The organism is Allobosea sp. P1_A7, from assembly GCF_056406775.1.
In genome coordinates, this window is record NZ_JBFTZN010000010.1 from 1 (window position 1) to 21,627 (window position 21,627).

At 66.6% G+C, this 21,627-nt stretch carries 20 protein-coding genes and 2 pseudogenes; 8 read left to right on the forward strand and 14 right to left on the reverse strand.

Annotated features, from left to right (window positions below):
• Positions 1-933, reverse strand: a 933-nt coding sequence (locus AC1D34_RS02615) for an ABC transporter substrate-binding protein (protein ID WP_476823422.1), incomplete at its 3' end; no start/stop codon positions are given.
• Between the two features lie 415 nt (positions 934-1,348).
• On the opposite strand from AC1D34_RS02615, the gene AC1D34_RS02620 reads away from it, so the two are divergent.
• Positions 1,349-2,089 (forward strand): GntR family transcriptional regulator, encoded by a 741-nt coding sequence (locus AC1D34_RS02620; protein ID WP_441506726.1) that lies wholly within the window; start codon positions 1,349-1,351, stop codon positions 2,087-2,089.
• 86 nt (positions 2,090-2,175) lie between these two features.
• Positions 2,176-3,444: a Gfo/Idh/MocA family protein gene (locus AC1D34_RS02625; RefSeq protein WP_441506725.1), complete on the forward strand. Its 1,269-nt coding sequence runs from the start codon at positions 2,176-2,178 to the stop codon at positions 3,442-3,444.
• Positions 3,445-3,535: 91 nt separating this feature from the next.
• Here AC1D34_RS02625 and dhaK read toward each other — a convergent pair whose 3' ends face one another.
• From dhaK to AC1D34_RS02685, 12 genes are all read right to left on the reverse strand, one after another.
• Entirely contained in the window at positions 3,536-4,522 is a 987-nt protein-coding gene (dhaK, locus tag AC1D34_RS02630) for a dihydroxyacetone kinase subunit DhaK (RefSeq protein ID WP_476823423.1), read from the reverse strand.
• Positions 4,519-4,977, reverse strand: a complete 459-nt coding sequence (locus tag AC1D34_RS02635; RefSeq protein ID WP_441491149.1) for a hypothetical protein — start codon at positions 4,975-4,977, stop codon at positions 4,519-4,521. Before AC1D34_RS02635 ends, dhaK begins: the two co-directional genes overlap by 4 nt.
• The gene (ptsP, locus tag AC1D34_RS02640; protein WP_441506723.1) at positions 4,974-6,578 is read right to left on the reverse strand and encodes a phosphoenolpyruvate--protein phosphotransferase; all 1,605 of its coding nucleotides are present in this window, start codon (positions 6,576-6,578) and stop codon (positions 4,974-4,976) included. Before ptsP ends, AC1D34_RS02635 begins: the two co-directional genes overlap by 4 nt.
• A gap of 6 nt (positions 6,579-6,584) precedes the next feature.
• Positions 6,585-6,863 (reverse strand): HPr family phosphocarrier protein, encoded by a 279-nt coding sequence (locus AC1D34_RS02645; protein WP_441491362.1) that lies wholly within the window; start codon positions 6,861-6,863, stop codon positions 6,585-6,587.
• A 53-nt stretch (positions 6,864-6,916) separates the two neighbouring features.
• On the reverse strand, positions 6,917-7,315 hold the full coding sequence (dhaM, locus tag AC1D34_RS02650) for a dihydroxyacetone kinase phosphoryl donor subunit DhaM (RefSeq protein ID WP_476823424.1): 399 nt from the start codon (positions 7,313-7,315) through the stop codon (positions 6,917-6,919).
• 4 nt (positions 7,316-7,319) lie between these two features.
• Positions 7,320-7,922, reverse strand: coding sequence for a dihydroxyacetone kinase subunit DhaL (gene dhaL / locus AC1D34_RS02655; protein ID WP_441491146.1), 603 nt, complete (start codon positions 7,920-7,922; stop codon positions 7,320-7,322).
• A gap of 3 nt (positions 7,923-7,925) precedes the next feature.
• Positions 7,926-8,939, reverse strand: coding sequence for an ABC transporter ATP-binding protein (locus AC1D34_RS02660; RefSeq protein WP_476823425.1), 1,014 nt, complete (start codon positions 8,937-8,939; stop codon positions 7,926-7,928).
• Positions 8,932-10,053 carry an ABC transporter ATP-binding protein gene (locus AC1D34_RS02665; RefSeq protein WP_441491144.1) on the reverse strand — a complete coding sequence of 374 codons (1,122 nt, stop codon included), beginning with the start codon at positions 10,051-10,053 and terminating at the stop codon, positions 8,932-8,934. Before AC1D34_RS02665 ends, AC1D34_RS02660 begins: the two co-directional genes overlap by 8 nt.
• Before the next feature lie 3 nt (positions 10,054-10,056).
• Positions 10,057-10,281: a hypothetical protein gene (locus tag AC1D34_RS02670; RefSeq protein WP_441491143.1), complete on the reverse strand. Its 225-nt coding sequence runs from the start codon at positions 10,279-10,281 to the stop codon at positions 10,057-10,059.
• Positions 10,282-10,289: 8 nt separating this feature from the next.
• Positions 10,290-11,258 carry a carbohydrate ABC transporter permease gene (locus AC1D34_RS02675; protein WP_441491142.1) on the reverse strand — a complete coding sequence of 323 codons (969 nt, stop codon included), beginning with the start codon at positions 11,256-11,258 and terminating at the stop codon, positions 10,290-10,292.
• Complete coding sequence (locus tag AC1D34_RS02680; RefSeq protein ID WP_441491361.1) at positions 11,255-12,175, reverse strand: carbohydrate ABC transporter permease; 921 nt, start codon at positions 12,173-12,175, stop codon at positions 11,255-11,257. The genes AC1D34_RS02675 and AC1D34_RS02680 overlap by 4 nt, the downstream gene beginning before the upstream one ends.
• A gap of 136 nt (positions 12,176-12,311) precedes the next feature.
• The gene (locus AC1D34_RS02685; RefSeq protein ID WP_476823432.1) at positions 12,312-13,619 is read right to left on the reverse strand and encodes an ABC transporter substrate-binding protein; all 1,308 of its coding nucleotides are present in this window, start codon (positions 13,617-13,619) and stop codon (positions 12,312-12,314) included.
• Positions 13,620-13,923: 304 nt separating this feature from the next.
• Between AC1D34_RS02685 and AC1D34_RS02690 the strand changes: the two are divergent.
• Positions 13,924-14,163 (forward strand): annotated as a pseudogene (locus AC1D34_RS02690) (EmrB/QacA family drug resistance transporter); the annotation flags it as partial.
• A gap of 45 nt (positions 14,164-14,208) precedes the next feature.
• On the opposite strand, the gene AC1D34_RS02695 reads toward AC1D34_RS02690, so the two are convergent.
• Positions 14,209-15,978, reverse strand: a complete 1,770-nt coding sequence (locus AC1D34_RS02695) for a hybrid sensor histidine kinase/response regulator (protein WP_441506721.1) — start codon at positions 15,976-15,978, stop codon at positions 14,209-14,211.
• A gap of 96 nt (positions 15,979-16,074) precedes the next feature.
• Between AC1D34_RS02695 and AC1D34_RS02700 the strand changes: the two genes are divergently transcribed.
• The 5 genes and pseudogenes from AC1D34_RS02700 to AC1D34_RS02720 all read left to right on the forward strand — a co-directional run bounded on the left by AC1D34_RS02700 (position 16,075) and on the right by AC1D34_RS02720 (position 21,539).
• Positions 16,075-16,776, forward strand: a complete 702-nt coding sequence (locus AC1D34_RS02700) for a response regulator (protein ID WP_441506720.1) — start codon at positions 16,075-16,077, stop codon at positions 16,774-16,776.
• A gap of 1,792 nt (positions 16,777-18,568) precedes the next feature.
• Positions 18,569-18,733, forward strand: a pseudogene (locus tag AC1D34_RS02705) (autotransporter-associated beta strand repeat-containing protein); the annotation flags it as partial.
• A 260-nt stretch (positions 18,734-18,993) separates the two neighbouring features.
• Positions 18,994-20,397, forward strand: a complete 1,404-nt coding sequence (locus AC1D34_RS02710; RefSeq protein WP_441506719.1) for an autotransporter outer membrane beta-barrel domain-containing protein — start codon at positions 18,994-18,996, stop codon at positions 20,395-20,397.
• Between the two features lie 221 nt (positions 20,398-20,618).
• On the forward strand, positions 20,619-21,017 hold the full coding sequence (locus AC1D34_RS02715; RefSeq protein WP_441506718.1) for a DUF1236 domain-containing protein: 399 nt from the start codon (positions 20,619-20,621) through the stop codon (positions 21,015-21,017).
• Positions 21,018-21,215: 198 nt separating this feature from the next.
• On the forward strand, positions 21,216-21,539 hold the full coding sequence (locus tag AC1D34_RS02720; protein WP_476823426.1) for a response regulator: 324 nt from the start codon (positions 21,216-21,218) through the stop codon (positions 21,537-21,539).
• Positions 21,540-21,627 lie beyond the last annotated feature (88 nt).

A 21,627-nucleotide genomic window follows, 5' to 3' on the forward strand; every position in this document is an offset into this window, starting at 1 on the left:
CATCTGCGACGGCTTCAGATACTGCCCCGGCTTGCCGCCCGCCGTGACCGGGAAGGCGGTGATGTCGAGCTTGGCCTTGTTGAGCTGCTGGAGGCCGACGAATTGGTTGGAATGCGGGAACGCGGTCGCGGCATAGCCGAGCGTCAGGGTCGAGGTGTCGAGCGTCGACTTGTCGAGGGCCTGGACATCCGGCGGTACGCAGCCGCCCGATTTGCGCAGTTCGGCCCAGAGCTTGAACCAGTTGCCCGCGTCCTTTTCGTCGAAGGCGAGCTTTCCATCCTCGCCATAGAGCGCCTTGCCGTTCTGCACGAGCCAGAGCTCGAAGCCCGGCTCATGGCCGCTGGCATCCATGGTGGCGTAGAATTTCTTGCGCTTGTTGCCCTTTGCGAAGGCCGCGCATTTGCTGACGAACTCGTCCCAGCTGTTGCCGAACGCCAGTGGCGCGACGCCAGCCGCCTCCCAGGCAGCCGGATCGAACACGGCGCAGGACGAGTTCACGCCGAGATTGATGCCGAAGAGCTTGCCGTCGACACTGCAGGATTCGAGATTGGCCTTGCCGAAATCCTCGATCTTCAGCGCGTTGCCCATGTACTGGTCCAGCGGCACGATCGCGCCGCGGCGGGCGTATTCGAACATGTACCGGTAGTCCATCTGGAGCAGATCCGGCGCATTGCGCCCGGCGACCCGTGTGGCGAGGCGCGGCCAGTAATCGCTCCAGCCGGCGAACTCGGTCTTGGCTTCGATGCCGGCATTCGCCTTCTTGTAGGCATCGACGGCCCGGTTGGTACGGTCGGCACGCTCCTGCGAGCCCCACCAGAACACCCTGATGTCCTTTTGCTGCGCAGCTGCGGGCTTGAGGCCCAGCAGCGAAGCAGCAGCGATACCGGCGCCGGCGCCAAGCAACCCTCGACGGCTAACAGAATAGGCGCTCATCGACTTTCTCCCTCGATTGGTGCGTTTCCAGATTTTGTTTTTGTTTGAACTTATTGTTCTTGGCGCGCCGGTGCGCGCGGAAGTCTTCGGACGTCAAACCTACTTCGGGCGTCAAAGATACTTCAGGCATCAAAGCGTCTGCAGTCGTCGGAGCTGGTGTCAGGCGGCGAGCTGTATCCGCCCATGCTTGCACGAGCGCGGCCCCGATCCCAGCCCGCAAGTGCAGCGAACCCTGCCCCGTCATGCCCAACAGACGGATGAGCGCGGACGGGCATGCGCTTCGAGCGGTAGCGAGCTGGTTTTGTGGCGTTCCAACCAAGCGCCTTCCTTTGAGCCTTGATAAACTGATACACTAAGATACTAGTATGTCAAAACCGCCTTGAGCGGTGCTGCACAGGCCGAACAGGCGAGAGCGATGGAACGCCAGGGCGAGCATGAAACGGCGGAGGGGCCCGTCCCGCGGGGGCGGTCGGCGAAGTCCGGCCTTCGTCCGCCGCAGCGACGCGTCACCACGGCGACGGTGATCTACGACGAGCTCTACGAGGCCATCGTCAACATGCACCTGGCCCCCGGGACCCCCCTGCAGGAGAAGGCGCTGACCCAGCAATTCGGGGTCAGCAAGACGCCGGTGCGCGAGGCGCTGATCCGCCTCTCGGAGGACGGACTCGTCGACATCTTCCCGCAATCGGGCACCTTCGTCTCGCATGTGCCGCTCAGCGCAATCCCCGAGGCGCAGGTCATCCGGCTGGCCCTTGAAGACACGGCGATCAAGCGCACGGCCGAGATCGCGACCGTCGCCGACATCGCCCAGCTCGACGCCAAGCTGGCGAACCAGCGGATGCTGGCCGAGATCGGCGACATGGACGCCTTCCACGCGGCGGACGAAGCCTTCCACGAGGCGATCGCGCTGATCGCCGGCTATCCCAGCATCTGGAAGCTGCTGCGCCAGGTGAAGGTCCAGATCAACCGGGCGCGCCGGCTGACCCTGCCGGTCCCCGGCCGCATGCACCAGGTCATCGGCGAGCACGAGGTCATCCGCGACGCCATCGCGCGGCATGACGTCGAGGCCGCGCGGGAGGCCATGCAGACCCATCTCAACGTGGTCATCCCCGACCTGGCCCGGCTGCGCGTCGCCCATCCCGACTATTTCGTCTGACGGCCGGTCATTGCAGCCGGCGATCAAGCCCGGCGCGGTGATCCGGAGGGTTTCAAAAAACAAGAGACTGACGAGGAAATGCAGACATGACGGATGCGGCGATGACCTTGAGTGACGAACGCCATCGCGTGGCCCTGGTCGGCACCGGCCACCGCGGCGCCGGCATGTGGGGGCGCGAGCTCCTCGCCGGCTGGCGCGATTGCACCGAGTTCGTCGCGATCTGCGATATCAACGAACGACGCGCCAGCCATGCCCGCCAGGAGATCGGCACCAATGCGCCGATCTATACCGATGTCGACACGATGCTCGCCGTGGCAAAGCCCGAGATCGTCATCGTCTGCAGCCGCGACGACACCCATGACGACATCATCATCAAGGCGCTGGAGGCCGGCTGCCGGGTCATCACGGAAAAGCCGATGACCACGACGCCGGAGAAATGCCGCCGCATCCTCGAGGCCGAGATCCGCACCGGACGGCAGATCGACGTGACCTTCAACTATCGCTTCGCGCCGACTGCCGCCCGGATCAAGCAGCTGCTGCTCGAGAACGCCATCGGCACCGTCACCTCGGTCGATTTCCACTGGTATCTCGATACCAAGCACGGCGCCGACTACTTCCGGCGCTGGCACGCCTATGAGAAGAATTCCGGCAGCCTGTTCGTGCACAAGTCGACCCATCATTTCGACCTGCTGAACTGGTACCTGGACTCGACGGCGCTCGAGGTTTCCGCCTTCGGCACGCAGCGCCATTACGGCCGCAATGGCCCGTTCCGCGGCGAGCGCTGCCAGACTTGCGCGCATGCTGGCGCATGCGACTTCTATCTCGACATCCGCAAGGACCCCTGGCTGACGGCGCTCTATGACGAGCCCGCCGAGGTCGATGGCTATTTCCGCGATGGCTGCGTCTATCGCGAGGATATCGACATCCCCGACACGATGACGGCGATGCTGCGCTACGAGAACGGCGTGATCGCCTCCTACTCGCTCAACACCTTCATGCCGATCGAGGGGCACCACCTCGCCTTCAACGGCACCAAGGGCCGCATCGAGATCCGCCAGTACGAGCGCCAGGCCTTCGAGGTGCCCGACCACGACGAGATCATGCTGATGCGGAATTTCGGCAAGGCCGAGCGCATCCGCGTGCCGCATGCCAGCGGCGGCCATTTCGGTGGCGACGACCGCCTGCGCGACATGCTGTTGCGCCCCGGCCTCAAGGACCCGCTCGGGCAGCGCGCCGGGGCACTGGCCGGCGCCATGTCGATGCTGTGCGGCGCGGCCGCGATGGCCAGCGTCAAGCAGGGCCGGCCGATCACGCTCAAGGAACTGGGCGGATTGCCGGACGGCATCCAGATCTGATCCGCGCGAGGTTGGGCAGACTGCCGGGCCGTGCGCCGCAACCGGACATCGGGCCTCCCAGCGATGGCCGGCATGCGGAGCGGTGCGGCGCCTACCCCCAGCGGAGCGCGGCCGTATGGACGGGCGCGTCCCAGAGCTGGATCAGGCTGTCGTCCAACGCCGTCACCGTCAGCGAACAGCCCGCCATGTCCAATGAGGTGACGTAAGAGCCTACCAACCCGCGCGCGATCGAGAGACCCCGCCCCGCCATGACGCGCCTTGCAGCATTGGCCATCAGATAGAGCTCCATGGCAGGAGTCCCGCCGAAGCCGTTGACGAGCAGCAGGCAGGGCGTGCCGCTCTTCAGGGAGAGATCGTCGAGGATCGCGYCCATCATCTCGTCGGCAATGGCATCCGCGGTTGCCAGCTTCACGCGCCGCCGGCCCGGTTCGCCGTGGATGCCGACGCCCATCTCCATCTCGTCCTCGGCGAGTGTGAAGGTCGGCTTGCCGGCTGCGGGCACGGTGCAGGAGGTCAGCGCCACGCCCATCGAGCGGGTGCGCCGGTTGACCTCGTCGCCGAGCGACTTCAGCGCGTTCAGATCACGGCCCTGCTCGGCGGCCGCGCCGACCATCTTCTCGACGATCAGCGTGCCGGCGACGCCACGCCGGCCGGTGGAATAGGTCGAGGCCGGGACCGCAACGTCGTCATCGGTGATGACCGTCGCAACCGGGGTCTCGGCCATCTCGGCGGCCATCTCGAAATTCATCACGTCGCCTTCATAGTTCTTGACGATGAAGAGCGAGCCCGCCGAGGTGGCGACGGCGTTGACGGCCGCAAGCATCTGGTCTGGCGTCGGAGAGGTGAAGACCTGGCCCGGGCAGGCGGCATCGAGCATGCCGGTGCCGACGAAGCCGGCATGCAGGGGTTCATGGCCCGAGCCCCCGCCCGAGATCAGCGCGACCTTGCCCGGCATCAGTGCCTTGCGCCGAACGAACTTCTCCTCTTCGCCAAGCATGAGGATATCGCCGTGGATGGCGGCAAGTCCCTGGAGGCTCTCCGACAGGATGCTGTCGACCGCGTTGATCAGCTTCTTCATGGGCTCTCCCCCCGCATCTCGGCTTCGTCGTCATCGGCCCCGACCGGAATCAGCGAGACCAGGCCGCGCGCGACCCCCAGCACGATATGGTCGGCCCGGGCATTCAGGTCGGCGCTGCCGAAATCCGGCAATTCGACCACGAGCCGGCGCATCGGCCGGGCGGTGTCGACCACCTCGAGACGCCCGGGATGGGCGGCCCGGTAAGCATTCAGGAAGGCCTCGCGTTCCGGGGGCGCGAAATGGCAGACATGGAAGATCGTCTCCAGATGCTGGACCGGCACGGGCGTGACATAGGCCGGGTTGACGATCTGCGAGATGAAGCTGCGGTTCTTGCCGAGGGCTTCCGCCAGTCGCTGCCGTGTGCCGGAAGGACGGTTCTCGATGACCGCGCGCAGGATCGCCTTGTACTCGGCCAAGGGCGAAGGCACGCTGGCAAGGGTTTCCAAGCCTGTCATGCGTCCGCCCCTGGCTGCGAGAGATCGACCGCGCGGATCGCTTCCTTTGCCAGCGCCAGCTGCCCGGGAGAGACCGATACAGCCCGGACGCCGGCCCGCAGCAAGGCGGCGATGGCGCGCGGATCGCCTCCCGCGTCGCCGCAGAGGCTGACCTCCCGACCCTGCTCCACACCATGGCGCGCGACATGCGCGATCATCGCGAGCACGCCGGGATGCAGAACATCGGCATAGGCCGCGACCTCCGCCCCATCGCGCGCGGCAGCAGTCGCGTATTGCGTCAGATCGTTCGAGCCGATCGAGAAAAACGCGGCGTCGAAGCTCGCGACCGCCACGGCGGCCGCGGGAATCTCGACCATGATGCCGAGTGCGGGCGCGCCATGCGGCACGCCGTCGGCCGCAAGTTCCGAGAGAACGCCGTCCAGCAGCCCCCTCGCCTCCTCCAGTTCCCGCGCTGCCGTCACCATGGGCAGCATGATCTTGAGCGGGCCGAGGCTCGCCGCCCGGGCCAATGCGCGCAACTGGACGCGAAAAATTCCGGGATGGCGCAGCGACAGCCTGATGCCGCGCAGGCCGAGAAAGGGATTGGTCTCGCCATCGAGCGTGTAGCCGGCGATGGGCTTGTCGCCGCCGGCATCGAGCGTGCGGATCGTCACCGGCCGGCCGGCCGCCCAGTGCAGCAACCCGGCATAGGCCTCGAACTGGCGCGCCTCATCCTGCAACGCCTGCTCGACCAGAAACTCCGTGCGGGTCAGGCCGATGCCGTCGCAGGCGTCGGCCGGGAAGCCGGCGACATCGGCCATCCCCGCGACATTGACCATCACGGTAATCGGGGTCCCGTCGCGGGTCAGCGCAGGCTCGCGCTTGCGGGTTTCCGCCTGGGTCCGCACTTGGCCGAGTTCGTCTGCCCGCTGCCGCGCCGCGTCGATGCTCGCACGCGACGGTCCGGTCAGGACGAGGCCCGCCATGCCGTCGACGACGACCGTGCCGGAGACCGCCTCCCAGTCGGAGCCGATGCCGACCACCATCGGCACGCCACGCCCGCGCGCCAGCATGGCGACATGGCTGGTCGGGCTGCCGGCCCCGAGCACGATGCCGCCACCTTGCGACCAATCGATGCCGAGGAAGGCGGAGGGCGGCAGGTCCTGAGCCAGGATGACGGCGCCGGGCGGCGCATCCGTCAGCTCGGGCAAGCCGAAAAGCTGGCGCAGAACCCGGTCCCGGATATCTGCCAGATCTGCGGCGCGGGCGCGGAAATAGGCGTCGTCGGCCGCCTCATAGCCTGCGATCTCGTCCGCCAGCGCCTGGCGCCAGGCCGCGTCGGCCGGCACACCACTCTCGATTGCGGCAAAGGCCCCCTCGGTCAGGGCATCGTCCTCAAGCAGCGCCACCTGGAAGCCCACGATATCGGCGGCCTCGCCGTGAAGGCTGGCAGCCAAACCCGTGACCGCCTGGAGGGAGGCGGCAACCGCATCCGCCAGGGCCTGTCGCTCGCTTGCGACCGGCCCCGTCTTGCGCTGCATCTCGCCGACGGCGCGAAAGACCACCGCCGGGCCGAAGGCGATCCCGGTCGATGCGGCGAGGCCGGAAAGGCGGCGTTCCATCACGCCTCACTCCTCGTCGAACTTGCGTGCGACGATATCGACGAGCGCGGCCAGCGCCGCGGACGCATCGTCGCCGCTGGCCTTGAAATGCAGCACTTCACCCTTGGCCGCCTTGACGCGCATGATCTTCACCGGGCTCTTGGCATCGGTCCACGGGCCGGCCGCGCTGGTGGCCACCTCGATACGGGAGCCGAAGCGCTTGGCGGTCTGGGTAAGCTTCACCGAGGGCCGGGCATGAAGCCCGATCTTGTTGGTGAGCAGGGCGCTGGCCGTCACCTCCTGCATCCCTTCATTCCTCTCGCTACCTTGCCTCTGGCTGGCATTGGCCGACATCTCGTTCATGCCGACATCAATTCCTCGGCGGTCGCCTGCACGACTGCCAGCGTCGAGCCGCCGGACGCTTCGGTCGCGGCCATCACGGCGCCTTCCACAATGGGTGCATTACAGATGACGATGCGCTCGCGCCGCTCCTCCGGCATCATTTCCACCGCCATCTCGCTATTGGTCTCGGCCCCGCCAAGATCGACCAGGATGGCGACGCCCGCCTCCGACCATGCCTTGTCGATCGCTGCCATGATGGCGGCGACATCGGTGCCGAGGCCGCCTTCGGCATTGCCCCCGGCCGCGGCGAGCGGGACATTGTCGCCGACCATCTGGCGGACCATGTCGGYGGCGCCTTCGGCGACCTTGGCCGAGTGCGACACGATGACGATGCCGACATTCTTGCTGGCTGGCATGGTTTCAGGCTCCGATGGTATTGCAGATTGCGGTGGCGAGCAGCGCCGATGAGCGTGCCCCGGGGTCCATATGGCCGACCGAACGCTCGCCCAGAAACGAGGCGCGTCCGCGAATGGCCCTGAGCGGAACCGTCGCCTCGGCCGCGTCCTTCACGACCTCGGGAAGGCGCTTCGTGAGATCGGCGCCGCCCTGAGCGAGGGCGACCTGGAGCGGCGCCAGCACGTCGAGCATGGTCTTCTGGCCGAAATCGGACTTGCCGCGTGCCTTCACGGCCTCGATCGCCGCGGCCAGCGCTCGCGCCAGATCCGCAACCGTCGGCTCTGACGGCAGCTCCTTGCCCAGCGCCATGAACAATGTGCCGTAGAGAGGCCCCGAGGCGCCGCCGACCTTCATCACCAATGTCGTGCCGATAGCCTTCAGGGCGTCGGGCAAGGGCTTTGCCGCGATCGGATCCATGTCCGCCAGCACGGCCTCGAAACCGCGCTTCATGTTCAGGCCGTGGTCACCGTCGCCAATAGCCTGATCGAGCGCCGTCAATTCATCGGCATGGCCGACGATCGCCCCGGTCATGGCCTCGATCAGCCTCTTCTTCAGCGCGCCATCCATGGTTCACCTCACCCTCTGGCCGTCGGCATCGAAGAACAGCGGCCTGAGCAGGCTCACGCTGACCTCGTCGCTGACATCCAGTCCTTCATCGGGATCGACCAGGCTGACGATCTGCTGCTGGTTCACCGCGATATGCAGGTGGTTCTGGTCGCCGAGCCGCTCGATCCAGTTGACCTTGCCCGTCACCGCGCCGTTGCCCGCCTTGGCGATGGCGAGATGCTCGGTGCGCACGCCGATCGTGGTCGTGCTCGCCGGCGCCTCCAGATTGGGAAAGAGTGCGCGCGGCAGCAGGTTGATGCCGGGGCTGCCGAGCCGGGTGGCGACATAGATGTCGGCCGGGTCCTCATAGATGCTGCGCGGCGTGCCGATCTGCACGAGGCGGCCCTGGTTGATCACGCCGATCCGCGAAGCCAGCGTCATCGCTTCGGTCTGGTCATGCGTGACGTAGAGGATGGTCGCGCCCAGGTCCTGCTGGATATGCTTCAGCTCGATGCGCAATTCCGCGCGCAGCTTGGCATCGAGCGAGGAGAGCGGCTCGTCCATCAGGTAGATGGACGGGCTGCGCACCAGGGCGCGGCCGATCGCGACGCGCTGCATCTGGCCGCCGGAGAGTTGTGTCGCGCGGTTCTGCAGCTTGTCCTCGATCCTGAGCAGCTTTGCGACATGGCCGACCGCGCGCCGGATCTCGTCCTCCGGCGTGCGCCGTGTCGGCGAACGCAAGGGGAAGGCGAGATTGTCGAAGACGCTCAGATGCGGATAGAGCGAATATTGCTGGAACACGAAAGTGACGTCGCGCGCCGCCGCCGGCAGCGCGGTGACGTCGACGCCGCCGATGAAGATCCGGCCGTCATCCGGGGTTTCCAGCCCGGCGACGAGGCGCAAGACTGTCGTCTTGCCAGCGCCTGTCGGCCCCAGCAGCACCACGAACTCGCCATCGGCGATGGTAAGCGACAGGTCGCTCGCGGCCTGCACCGCGCCGAACCGCTTCGAGACCTGCGTCAGCGTGACTTCAGCCATGGGTGCGCCTCGTCGTGCCGGCCTCATGCAAGGCGGAGCGGATCGCCTTCCCCGTCGCCGCATCGAACAGCGACAGCCGCTCCGGCCTGAACGAGAGGCTGACGCGCTCGCCGGCGACAACCGGCATATGGGCGGGCAAGCGCGCCTTGAGCTTGCCGCGCGGGGTCGCGACCGTCACGATCTGGGTCGTGCCGAGATATTCGGTGCCGAAGATCTCGCCCGGAAGGGCGCTGCCTTGCCGGCCGGGATCGCCGATGACGATCTGCTCCGGCCGCACCCCCAGCGCCAGCGGCCCGGGCGCGTGGCTCTCGCGCAGTTCCGGCAAGGTCACGGAGGCGGCATCGATGCTGACCGAGGTCGAGCCCGCAATCGCTGCGCCGTCGAAACGAACGAAGTTCATCGCTGGCGAGCCGATGAAATCCCCGACGAACATCGAGTTCGGCCGGTCATAGATCTCCTGCGGCGAGCCGAGCTGCTCGATCACGCCATCATTCATCACCGCGATCTTGTCGGCCATCGACATGGCCTCGAGCTGGTCGTGGGTGACGTAAACCGTCGTCGCCTTCAGCCGGTCGTGTAGGGCGCGCAGCTCGCCGCACATCAGATGGCGGAACTCGGCGTCGAGCGCGCCCAATGGCTCGTCCATCATGAAGGCCTTCGGCTCGCGCACGATGGCGCGGCCGAGCGCGACCCGCTGCCGGTCGCCGCCGGAAAGGCCGGATATCGATTTGTCGAGCAGATGCTCGATGCGCAGCACGCGCGCCGCTTCCTCGACGCGCCGTCTCGTCTCGTCCCTGGGCACGCCCATCGAGACCAGCGGAAAACTGATGTTCTTGCGCACGTTCATATGCGGGTAGAGCGCAAAGAGCTGGAACACCATGGCGATGTCGCGTTCGCGCGCCCGCTTGAAGGTGACGTCCTCGCCGTCGAGCTGGATGCTGCCGGAGGATGGCAGTTCCAACCCCGCAACCATCCGCAATGTCGTGGTCTTGCCACAGCCCGACGGACCCAGCAGGCAGAAGAAATCGCCATCCTCGACCGTGAAGCTGGTATCGCGCACCGCCATGAAGGCGCCGAACCGTTTCACCAGATTGTCGACCCGGATCTCGGCCATGGCTCACTCCGGGAACTTGGTGACGAAGGTGAACATGACGACGCCGATCAGGGTCGTGACGAAGGAATAGCCGTAGAGCGCAAGCGAGAAGGGCTGCAGCAGCATCAGCACGCCGGCCGAGATCAGCACCGTTGCCAGTGTTTCCATCGGTCCGCGTCGCAGCGCCTTCGGCCAGCGCGACGCGGCCGCGCCTTCGCGCTCCCGGGGATGGCTCAGATGCCGGTTCATTTGCAGGTTCATTTGCGCACCGCCCCGAAGGTGATGCCGCGCAGGAGGTGCTTGCGCAGCAGCACGGTGAAAACCAGGATCGGTATCAGGAACAGCGTCGTTCCGGCCGCCACGGCCGGCCAATCCTGCCCGCCCTCCCCGATGATGATCGGGATAAAGGGCGGCGCGGTCTGCGCCGTGCCCGAGGTAAGCAGAACGGCGAAGGCATATTCGTTCCAGGCGAAGATCAGGCAGAAGATCGCGGTCGCGACGATGCCGGTCGTGGCCTGAGGCAGCACGACCTTGCGGAAGGCCTGCAGCCGCGTATAGCCGTCGATCATCGCCGCTTCCTCGTATTCGCGCGGGATCTCGTCGATGAAGCCCTTGAGCAGCCAGACGGCCAGCGAGACATTGACCGAGGTGTAGAGCAGGATCATTCCCAGCCGCGTGTCGGAAAGGCCGAGTTCGCGATACATCAGGAAGATCGGGATCGCGACGGCGATCGGCGGCATCATCCGTGTCGACAGGATGAAGAACAGCAGGTCGTCCTTCAGCGGCACCTTGAAACGCGAGAAGGCATAGGCCGCGCAGGTACCCAGGCCGACCGAGAGCAGCGTCGAGCCGAAGGCGATGATCAGCGAATTGACGAAGCGCGGCACGTAGTTCGACGGGCCGACGACCACCATGCTGCGCGAACGGGTGATCTCCTCGCAGGCGGAATTCGCAGGCGGGAGCGAGGCAAGGTAGTCCGCCGTCTGGCGCGAGCGCGTGTTGAACAGGTTGCAATAGCCTTCGATCGAAGGCTCGAAATGCAGGAAGGGCACGACCTTGGGTGGGTAGGAGATCGAATCGGGCGGCGTCTTGATGCTGGTCAGACCGATCCAGAGCAGCGGCACGATCGCCACCAGCGCGTAGAGGGCGACGATGGTGCCGGCCAGCAGCTTGACGCGACCGCTCGGCGCGACGACGGAATGGGCCGTGGAGAGAGCGCCGCTCATCGTGCCTTCACCTTGTTCAGCGCCTTCACATAGATGTTCGCCAGCCCGAACACGGCGACGAACAGGATAATTGCGAAGGCGGAGGAATAGCCGGTGCGCCAGGCCTCGAAGGCGGCGCGCTTCAGCGTGATCGAGGCGAGTTCAGTGGTCGAGCCCGGTCCGCCGGAGGTCAGAAGATTGACCATGTCGAACATCTTGAAGTTCTCGATACCGCGGAAGAGTACGGCCAGCATGATGAAGGGCAGGCACATCGGCAGCGTGATCGAGATGAATTGCCGCCAGTTGCTGGCCCGGTCGACCTCCGCTGCCTCGTAGATGTAGTCCGGGATAGAGCGCAGGCCTGCGAGGCAGATCAGCATCACGTAGGGCGTCCACATCCAGGTATCGACGATGATGATCGCCCAGGGACTCAGGGTCACATCGCCGAGCATCTGGAAGGAGGACGGCGGAATGCCGGAGAAGAACGAGACCACGTAATTGAACAGGCCGATCTGCGGCTGGTACAGGAAGGTCCAGAAATTGCCGACCACCGCCGGCGAGAGCATCATCGGGATCAGGATCAGCGTGGTCCAGAAGCCATGGCCGCGGAACTTGCGGTCGATCAGATAGGCCAGCGCGAAGCCGATGACCATCTGCAGCAGGATCGTCCAGAACACGAAATGCGCCGTCGCCTGCATGCGCTGCCAGATTTCGGGATCCGACAGGATCGTCTGGTAGTGCTCGATCCCGACATTGCGCAGCGGCGCATTGGGGCGATTGGCGCGGTAATTGGTGAAGGAGAGCTGGATCGTCCAGATCAGCGGAAACAGGTTGATCACGAGCAGGAGGATCATCGTCGGCGCGATGAAGATCCAGGCGATCGCCCTGTCGCTGAGGCCCCGGACCCGGTGGGCGATCGGGGGATAGGCTGCGCGCATCGCTGCCGCGCTCCTGATGCCGGTGACGTCGCTCGCATTCATGACTCAGCACCGTTCAAAGGCAAGGTCGGGAACTGGCTGCGCCGCCTGTGAGAGGCGCAGCCCCGGTTCGGCTGGGGGGAAAGCCCCGCTTGCGTCAGAACTTGCCGTCTTCCTTGAAGACCTTGGTCCAATCCTGGATCAGCAGGTCGAGCGCCTGTTTGGCTGTGCCCTTCTCCGCCACGACATAGTCGTGGATGCGCGCCTGCTCCGCCTGCATCAGCTGCGCGTAGGAGGGCTCGGCCCAGAAATCGACGACCTGGCCCATGGCGACGAGGAAATCGGCCGCGAAGGGCGCAGATTTGGCGAAGCCGGGATCGTTCAGCACGCCCTTGTGGCAGGTATAGCCGCCGAGCTCCCACCACTTCTTCTGCACATCGAGCGAGGCGAACCATTTGACATAGGACAGCGCCTCGGCCTGGTTCGGCGAGTAGGCGACGACCGAGAGGCCCTGCCCGCCGAGCTGCGAGCCCTTCTCCTTCTCCGGCGGATTGACGAAGAAGCCGATCTTGTCGCCGCCGACATTCGGATCCTTGTACAGGCCGGGGAAGAAGGCGAACCAGTTCATCTGCAAGGCCGCCTGCCCGGATTTGAAAGCGTCCAGACCCTCCTGCATATAGGCGTTGGAGTAGCCCGGCGGGGTGCAGCACTTGTACAGGGACTTGTAGAACTCCAGGCCCTTCACGGCGTCCTCGGAGTTGACGAAGCCGGCCATGGCGTAGGGCTTCTTCGGGTCCTCATATTTGAAGCCGAACGGATAGAGCGCGTTGGCGACGCCCATCGTGATGCCTTCCGAGCCACGCTCGGTGAAGATGGCCGCGCCATAGACCTTCTTGCCGTCGATGTCGCGGCCCTGGAAGAACTCGGCGATCTGCTTCAGCTCGGTCTGGGACTTCGGCGCCGCGAGCTCGCGGTTGTACTTCGCCTTGAATTCGGCCTGCAGCTCGGGCCTGGAGAACCAGTCCTTGCGGTAGGTCCAGCCGAGCGCATCGCCCATGGCCGGCAACGCCCAGTAGTTTGGCGTGTTCTTCGGCCATTCGGCATAGCCGGTGACTGTCGCCGGCATGAAGTCGTCGATCTTGATGCCTTCCTTGGCGAAGAAATCGTTCAGCTTCACATAGTGCTTGTTCTCGGCGGAGCCGCCGATCCACTGCGAGTCACCGATGATCAGGTCACAGAGCTTGCCCTTTGAATTGAGCTCGTTGAGCATGCGGTCGGYGAAATTCGGCCAGGGCACGAACTCGAACTTCATCGCGATATTGGTCTTGGCGGTGAAGTCCTTGGAGAGTTCGACCAGCGCATTGGCCGGATCCCAGGCCGCCCAGCAGAGCGTCAGCGACTTGCCCTGTGCCTGGGCCCCGGGGGCAGCAAGTGCCGCGCTCCCGGCAATGGTCGCGGCCAGCATCCATGTCCTGAATTGTGTCATGTGCTTCCCTCCCTTGGCGTGCCGTCACCAGCCGTCATTGGGGTGACGGGCGAACCTGCGCGACCGCGAAGGGCACAGCCGCAAGATAGGGCACAGCCGACGCGGGATGTTTCCTCACGCCGCCCCGGAACGAGCCGTCCAAGTTCAGCGATTTGTTTAGTGAACTMTCAATCACTAAACATGTCAAGCAACGACGACCCCGGACAACATATTGCAATGCAACCGTTTTTATTGCGATGCACAAGTTCAGTGAACTGTTGGGCATGGCCGATTCGAGGCCGCGCTGGACAATCTCGGCGGCGCGGTCGGTGCCGCCGTGCTTGGCACGATCATCATCAGGCGCGAGCAGTTCCACTCCAACATCATCGGCCAGGCGGTCATCGCGCGCGGCAAGACCGCGAAGCGCCAGGCCCTGGTGCTCGGCGACAGCCTCGCCATCATCGGCATCATGCTGGTCCTCGCCGCGATCGTGGTCCTGTTCGCCAGGAAGGGCCCAGGCGGCGGCGCAGCGGCCGCGCATTGAAAGGCTCGGCCCTGCCGGTTGCGATTGCGGCCAGGGTGAGAGCCTTCAGTCGGCCGCGTGGCCGGAGCCGGATTGCCGGATCGCCGCCTGCAGGGCGTCCGGCGCGACGGGCTTGTGCAGCACGCGGTATCCGGTCGCGTTCAGCTCCCGCAGCCGCTCCGGCATGGTGTCGCCGGTGACGATCAGCGCCCGGGCACGATATCCCAGTTTTTCCGCCAGGCGTTCGACGGCCTCGCTGCCGGTCAGCCCGGCCTTGAGCCGATAATCCGCGATGATCAGGTCCACCCTGCCTGCGCCCACCTTGGCATGGCGCCGGCAAAGCTCCTCGACGTCCGTCCCGGCGATGGCCTCGTGGCCCCAGGCCGTCAACAGGCTGACATTGGCGTCAAGCACCTGAGGATCATCGTCCAGGACCATGATGCGAAGACCGGGCGGGAAGGCCTGCGCCCGCGCCGGCGCCAGCCCCGAGGCCGGCGGATCGATCCGCGGAATCCGCACGGAGAATGTCGAGCCCTTGCCGGCTGTGGAGCGCAACCCGATGGGATGCTCGAGCAATGCCCCCAGGCGCCGAACGATGGCGAGACCGAGGCCAAGTCCCTGCTCGCGGTCGCGTTCCGGATTGCCGAGCTGGGTGAACTCCTCGAACACGGCCTGATGCTGCTCCTGGGGAATGCCCGGCCCGGTATCGACCACGAGAATCTCGATCGCCTCCCCGCGACGGCGACTGCCGATCAGCACGCGGCTGTCGGGGGCGTGGCGGAGCGCGTTCGACAGGAGATTGTCGAGGATGCGCCTGAGCAGTTCCGGATCGCTATCGCCCCAGGCATCGCCCGGCACCGCGCGCAGATCGATGCCGCGCTGGCGCGCCTGGGGTGCGAAGACCTCCTGCAGGTCCGCCAGCATCCTGCCGAGATGAACCGGCTGCCGTCGCACCGGAACGAGGCCGGCATCGAGTTGCGAAACGTCGATGAGGCCGTTCAGCAGCCCGCCGAGCGAGCCAATGGCCGCGTCCAGCTTGTCGGCGATCCCACTGGCTTCATGGCTTCCGACAGCGCCGCGCCGGGCGAGCGTTCCGAGCGTCGCCGCAAACAAGGCGAGCGCGTGGACCGGCTGCCGCAGGTCGTGGCTCGCCGCCGCGAGGAAACGCGTCTTGGCCTTGTCGGCAGCCGTGGCGCGGTCCCGCTCGCGCTCGAGCCCGCGCACCAGCGCCAGATTCTCGAAGCGCAGGGCGACGGTCTCCTTCAGGGTGCGGTAGGTGACCCGGCAGCAAAAGAGATAGGCCCCGATCAGGAAGAGCTGGAACAGGGCATAGACCGAATAGATCGACCCTTCCTGCATGAGACAGCGCAGGGCGAAAGGCAGGTGCATGGCGATCAGCAGGCCGATATAGGCCGGCGGATAGGCCGAGAGGGACGGCACCGCTCCGCCCGACAAGCCGGTCAGCACGATGCAGACGAAGGCGATCAGATGCGGCTGGGTCGGTTCGAAGCCGAACCAGCCGAGCGCTCCCCAGAGCAGGCTCGACAGGATCGACAGGACCGTGAAACGTCGGGCCCAGTTCGTCGCCTCGGCCTCGCCGTCAGCCCGGGCGAAATAGCGCCGCGACAGCAGCAGGCGGGCTCCGGTGAGGAGATAGGTCGCGCCGATCCAGCCGATCAGCAGGCCGACCGGCACCACCTCGCGCATCACATAGGCGACGGGCCAGGGGATCACGAGATTGGCGAGCAGGATCGAGCCGGACTGGCGATAGAGGAGTTCGACCAGAGCCGCACGCAGATGGGTGCTGGTGTCAGGCGTCAGCGCCGGGGCCCGCATGATTGCTCCTTCCTGCGCCGGCAAGCGCTCACCGCGCAGGGGTGATGCCGCAGGGCCCGTAGCCAGTGACGCGCGCCCAAGGAATAGTCACGCATCATGATTCCTCGCCACACGTCCAGGACGCCGGCCGCTCCAGCCGAAGAAACCGCCTGCCGCATCATTCTGGCCGACGACCATGCCCTGATCCGCGAAGGGCTGAAGCTTCTGATCGCGACGCAGCAGGACCGTACCGTCGTGGGCGAGGCCGCGGACGGCGCAAGTCTTGCCGCATTGCTGAAGGACAGGCCGGCCGAGCTTCTCGTGCTCGACCTGGGCATGCCCGGGCTGACGGGCCTGCGCTCCATCGGCGAGCTGCGCCAGGCCTATCCGCGCCTGAAGATCCTGATCCTGACGGCGAACACCGATCCGCAGATGGCCCAGGCGGCGCTGGCGGCGGGGGCCGACGGTTATGTCGTGAAGGGCAGCGATCTCGACGAGCTGTTCGACGCCCTCGCCGCCCTGCAACGGGGCCATCCCTATGTCAGCCTCCCGCTGCGTGACGCCAAGCTCCAACAAGGGGTGGGCACGCCGGGCGGCATCCCGTTCGATGCGACCACATCTGTTGCGCTGACGCGGAGGGAAAGTGAATTGCTGGTCCTGATCGCCGGTGGCGCCACGACCCGCGCCGTCGCCGCACGTCTTGGCATCAGCCCCCACACTGCCCGCAAGCACCGGGAGAACCTCATGCGCAAGCTCGATCTGCACAGCGCTACGGAACTTGCAGCCTATGCGGTGCGCGTCGGCCTGCCTGTCGGTTGACGCGGCACCGGACCGCCGCCAACGCTGCCGCGGTCCCCAAGCTCCCTGCCCGCCTGCCCTAGCGGGCATAGCCCGGCCGTCGCCGCGCGGGCTGTGACGGCTGCGTAGCCGGGGCCTCGTCAGCAGCAAGGCGGCAACAGAACGGCTTGAACGGACAAGGGCGACCTCGGGCGGGACCAGAAACCCTCCTGGCGAAGGATCGGGCCCCGCACTGTCACGACTCCGCAGGCGGCGTTCAATACGGCAGATGCCGTATTTCATCTCTTCGGCGCTGCTGCCGCGACCTGGAAGGCGGCCGATGCGCCGCCTCGACCGGCTTCGTCAGCGCAAGCCTCGCGCATGGTCGGCAAACGATCGCCCTCGCGCGGCGCCGAAATACGGCATCCGCCGTATTTCTCCGAGGCCTCGCCATCCATACAGTCCCGGCTTTCGGCGACGGCATTGGCGGCAAGCCGCAGGCTTCCGGGATCGCACGAGAACCTCATGATTGGCGGACAGAGTGATCGACCATTTGCAGCGTGCCTTGTCCCGGACCACGGCCCTTGTCGGACCGCAGTTCGCAATTGCCGTGGCGTTTTCGGCCGCCCTGTCGATCCCAATGGCCCGGGCCGACGGGGGCCAGGGCGGAGGTATGAACAGAAGCCCAGGCGGCGGGGACAGCTATAGCGGACCAGGCGGGAACGGAGGCGATTCCGGCGCCGGCGCAGGTGGCGGCGGGGCAGGCTGGAGCGGCGGCAACGGTGGAGCGGGCGACGGTGTGCCAGGGTCCGGCGGAGCCGGCGGCGTGGGCGCAGGAGCATCGGGACAAGCGGGACGCAACGGGGCCAATGGCGGCGGCGGCGGTGGCGGTGCGCACGGTTTTCTCGATGCGGGGGCGAGCTTGCCCGGCAATGCGGTTTCCGGTGGCGACGGCGGCGCTGGTGGTGCTGGCTATTCCCCCAACGGTGGGAACGATGGCGGCGGCTTCGGTGCAGTGCTTGGCGCCGCGACCGGCGCGATCAATGCCGCGACGACGGGCGGTACTGGCGGCGCAGGAGGATCGGGCCACAATGATTGGACCTACTTTTACGGCCATGGCGGCAATGGTGGCTCCGGCGGCATCGGCCTGGTGTTCCTGAGCAGCGGAAGCTTCGTCCTCAATGCCGCAGCGACCGGTGGCATGGGTGGAGTCGGTGGTACGGCTACCGGGTTGAACGGTCCTATTGGTGGGCACGGCGGCGCAGGCGGGGTGGGGCTGCAGTTCCTGACCGGCGGCCATGCCGAGATCAATGCGTCGGTCGTTGGCGGCAATGGCGGAGCCGGCGGTACGGGGAGCAGCGGCGCCGGCGGCATCGGCATTGTCGGTTCCAGTCTCGACCTGATCCTCGGCAGCGGCGCGACGGTGGCGGGCGGTCTCTCTGGCGACGGAGCGAGGCGCGCCGATGCGATCCATCTGACGGGTCCCAATAACCGGGTCGAGCTGCAGGCTGGCGCGACCGTGACGGGCAATGTCGTGGCCGGCGGCATCGCCGGCAATGTGTTCGCGTTGGGTGGCTCGGGCAATGGCGGCTTCGACGTCTCCTCGATCGGCGCGAGCGCGCAGTTTCGCGGCTTTACCGCTTTCGAAAAGCTCGGCACGAGCATCTGGACACTCACCGGATCCGGCAACCAATCCTGGTCAATCCAGGCCGGCACTTTGCGGGCTGGCGCATCGGGCGTTTTCGGTGCGTCCTCGCAGATCACGGTGGCGTCGGCTGCGACACTCGATCTCGGTGGCTTCAACCAATCGATCGACACGCTTGCGGGCGCGGGGATGGTGACGCTGGGCGCAGGAACCTTGAACGCGGGCTCCGGCAACGGCGGTTCGACCTTTGACGGCGTCATCTCGGGGACCGGTGGTCTGATCAAGGCCGGAACGGGAACGCTGACCCTTTCGGATGCCAATACCTATACGGGCGCGACCTCGGTCACCTCAGGTTCCCTGATCGTCAACGGCTCGATCACGGCATCGTCGGGGGTGACGGTCGCAGCAGGCGCGACCCTCGGCGGCTCCGGCACGCTGCCGACGACGGTGATCAACGGCGGCACGCTGTCGCCGGGCAATTCGCCTGGCACGCTGACGGTCAACGGCAATCTGACGCTGAACCCCGGCTCGACCTATATCGCCGAGGTGCAGGGCGCGTCGCCGATCGGGTCAACGTCACCGGCACGGCCGCGCTGGCCGGCGCGCTGCGGATCGTGCCGCTCGGCGGCGCCTATCGGCTCAACAGCCCCTACACGCTCCTTTCGGCGACGGGCGGTCGAGCCGGCAGCTTCAGTCCGGTCGACACGACCGGCAGCTTCGGCGACGGCGTCACCACGGGGGTGAGCTACACCAGCACCGATGTGCTGCTGACGCTCACCCCGAAGCCGCTGGCTCCGATCGTGAACCCTATCGACCCTGTCGCGCCCACACCTGCACGCCCGCGCCTTGCCCTCGGTCGTCCGGCCAATGCCCTTGCAATCGCCTCGGCCATCGATGGCGCGGTGGCCGCTGGTGGCGACCCATCCTCGCTGTTCGGGATCTACAACCAGCCGGCGGTTGCGATCCCGGCCGCGGTGAACAGCCTGTCCGGCGAGATCCATACGGCCGCAGCGGCAACGGCGGAGGTTGCCGCCGACCAGTTCCTGCGGGCGATGCTCGATCCCTCGGCAGCAGGGCGGCTCGGCGCTGTCCTACCCGGCCCCGGCGCAGCCGCCTTCTCCGGCACGGTGCGCAAGGGCGCCGACCAGCCTGCTGGACCCTCACGGCTCGAGGCGCCGACCTATTCGGTCTGGGGCTCGGCCTTCGGCTCCTATGGTCGCACCGATGGCAACGCGGCGGTGGGCTCGAGCCGCCGCAAGATCGACGATGCCCATCTCGCGACGGGTGTCGATCTCCGGCTGATGCCCGGCACGGTCGCAGGCTTCGCCGTCTCTGCCGGCAGCGCGCGGGCCTCGCTGCCCGGTCTGCTCGGGAAGATCGATGCCGATGTCTTCCAGGCCGGTCTCTATGGCGTCACCCAGCTCGGCCCGGTCAGGCTCGGCGCGGCGGCGAGCTATGCCCGGCTCGACAATGAGGTCAGCCGCGGCATCCCGGCGCTCGGCAGCAGCCTGTCCTCGTCTTACGACACGACGGCCTGGAGCGGGCGCCTGCAGGCGAGCGCCACTCTGCTGAACTGGAACGGCTTTGGTCTCTCGCCGCTGGCCGCGCTCCAGGCGACGCGGGCGCAAAGCCCGGCCGTGCGCGAGAGCAACTGGGCCGGCGCCACTGCCGGCGCGCTGGCTTTGGCCAGGCGCAACGACGTCACGAGCCGCAGCGAACTCGGCCTGCAGCTCGACGCCGACACGATCCTCAATGGGGTTCCCGTCACCGGCTATGTCCGGGCGGTCTGGGCGCATTCCTTTCAGCGCGATGCCGACCTGACCGCGAGCCTGGCGGGTTTTCCGGGCGCGGCCTTCAGCGCGACGGGCGCGCAAGCCGATCGCAACAGCGCGCTCGTCGCCGCCGGCCTCAACGCCAGGCTCAGCGAGCGCATCACGCTCGGCCTCAACCTCGACAGCGAACTTTCCGCGGGCAGCAGCCGCCTCGGTGGTTCCGCGCAGCTCAGGGTCGGCTTCTGAGGCCAGGCTGCGCCGTACGGCGCTCCGTCCGCTTCGGACCCGGCGTCGATTCCATGTGAGTGGAGCAGATGCAGCGGATGTTGCGCCATGAGTGCCGCTCGGGCCGCGGCCGGCATGGCCCAGCCGCGACCTGCAGCCCAAGGATCGGCCCGATTTTGCCGGAACCTCAGCGCCGCAGCCTCGTTGGTTCAGCAAGCCCCCACTGTCAGGGAGACCAACAGATGATGAAGACACTTGCATTCGCTGCGGCGCTCGCCGTACTGCCCGCCTCCGTTTTCGCCCAGAGCAGCGGGCCGGTCATTCCCGACCCGGCCGGCGGCACGACCCGCGATCCGGCGCTCGGCGTCGGGACGGTCGAGGTTCCGCTGAGGCGCGATCCTGCCGGCGGCACGATGATCGACGACTCGCCGCGCTTCCGGACCTATGTGATCGAGCAGCGCCTGCCGTCCTATAGCTATGGCCGCCCGGTCGTGGTGGGAACGATCCTGCCGGATGAGGGCATCGTCTATCGCGAGGTTCCGGCCGAATATGGCGCGCCGGGCTATCGCTACACCGTGGTGAACGAGCGCGCCGTCGTGGTCGAGCCGCGCACGCGCCGCATCATTCAGGTGATCGACTGACCCTCCGCGGAGTCGCGAAGCCTGACACCCCAGACTCCGCTGAACCGAGGCCCGCTCCGGCAAGGGGCGGGGCCGATCCATGAGCCCCTCCCGCGAGACGATCTCAAAGTCACGCAGAGAGGCTGAACAAAAATCGCAAGGCGCGGCGAACAAAGCCGCGCCCGATGCGTTGTGGCTGGGAACAGCCGGAGCCCAGTCGTGAGAAAATGCGTTCTCGTCGTCGAAGATGACACTTTCATTCGTATGGATACCGTCGATACCGTCGAGGATGCCGGCTTCGAAGCGATCGAGGCCGCAAATGCCGACGAGGCCATCAGCCAGATCGAAGCCAATCCGGCGATCGAGATCATGATCACCGATATCGAGATGCCCGGCTCGATGAATGGCGTCCGGCTTGCACATGCGGTCAGGGACCGCTGGCCGCCGGTCGAGATCATCGTGGTGTCCGGACAAGTGATGCCGGGTCGAGGCGCATTGCCCGAGCGCGCGCGCTTCATCGCTAAGCCATTCCGGCCAAGCTAGATCGAGGCAGCGTTGCGCGCTGCTGCGTAGATCACCGGACCGGGTTCGTATCCGGTCGGATGATGCGACGTCTGGGTTAGGGCCGGCT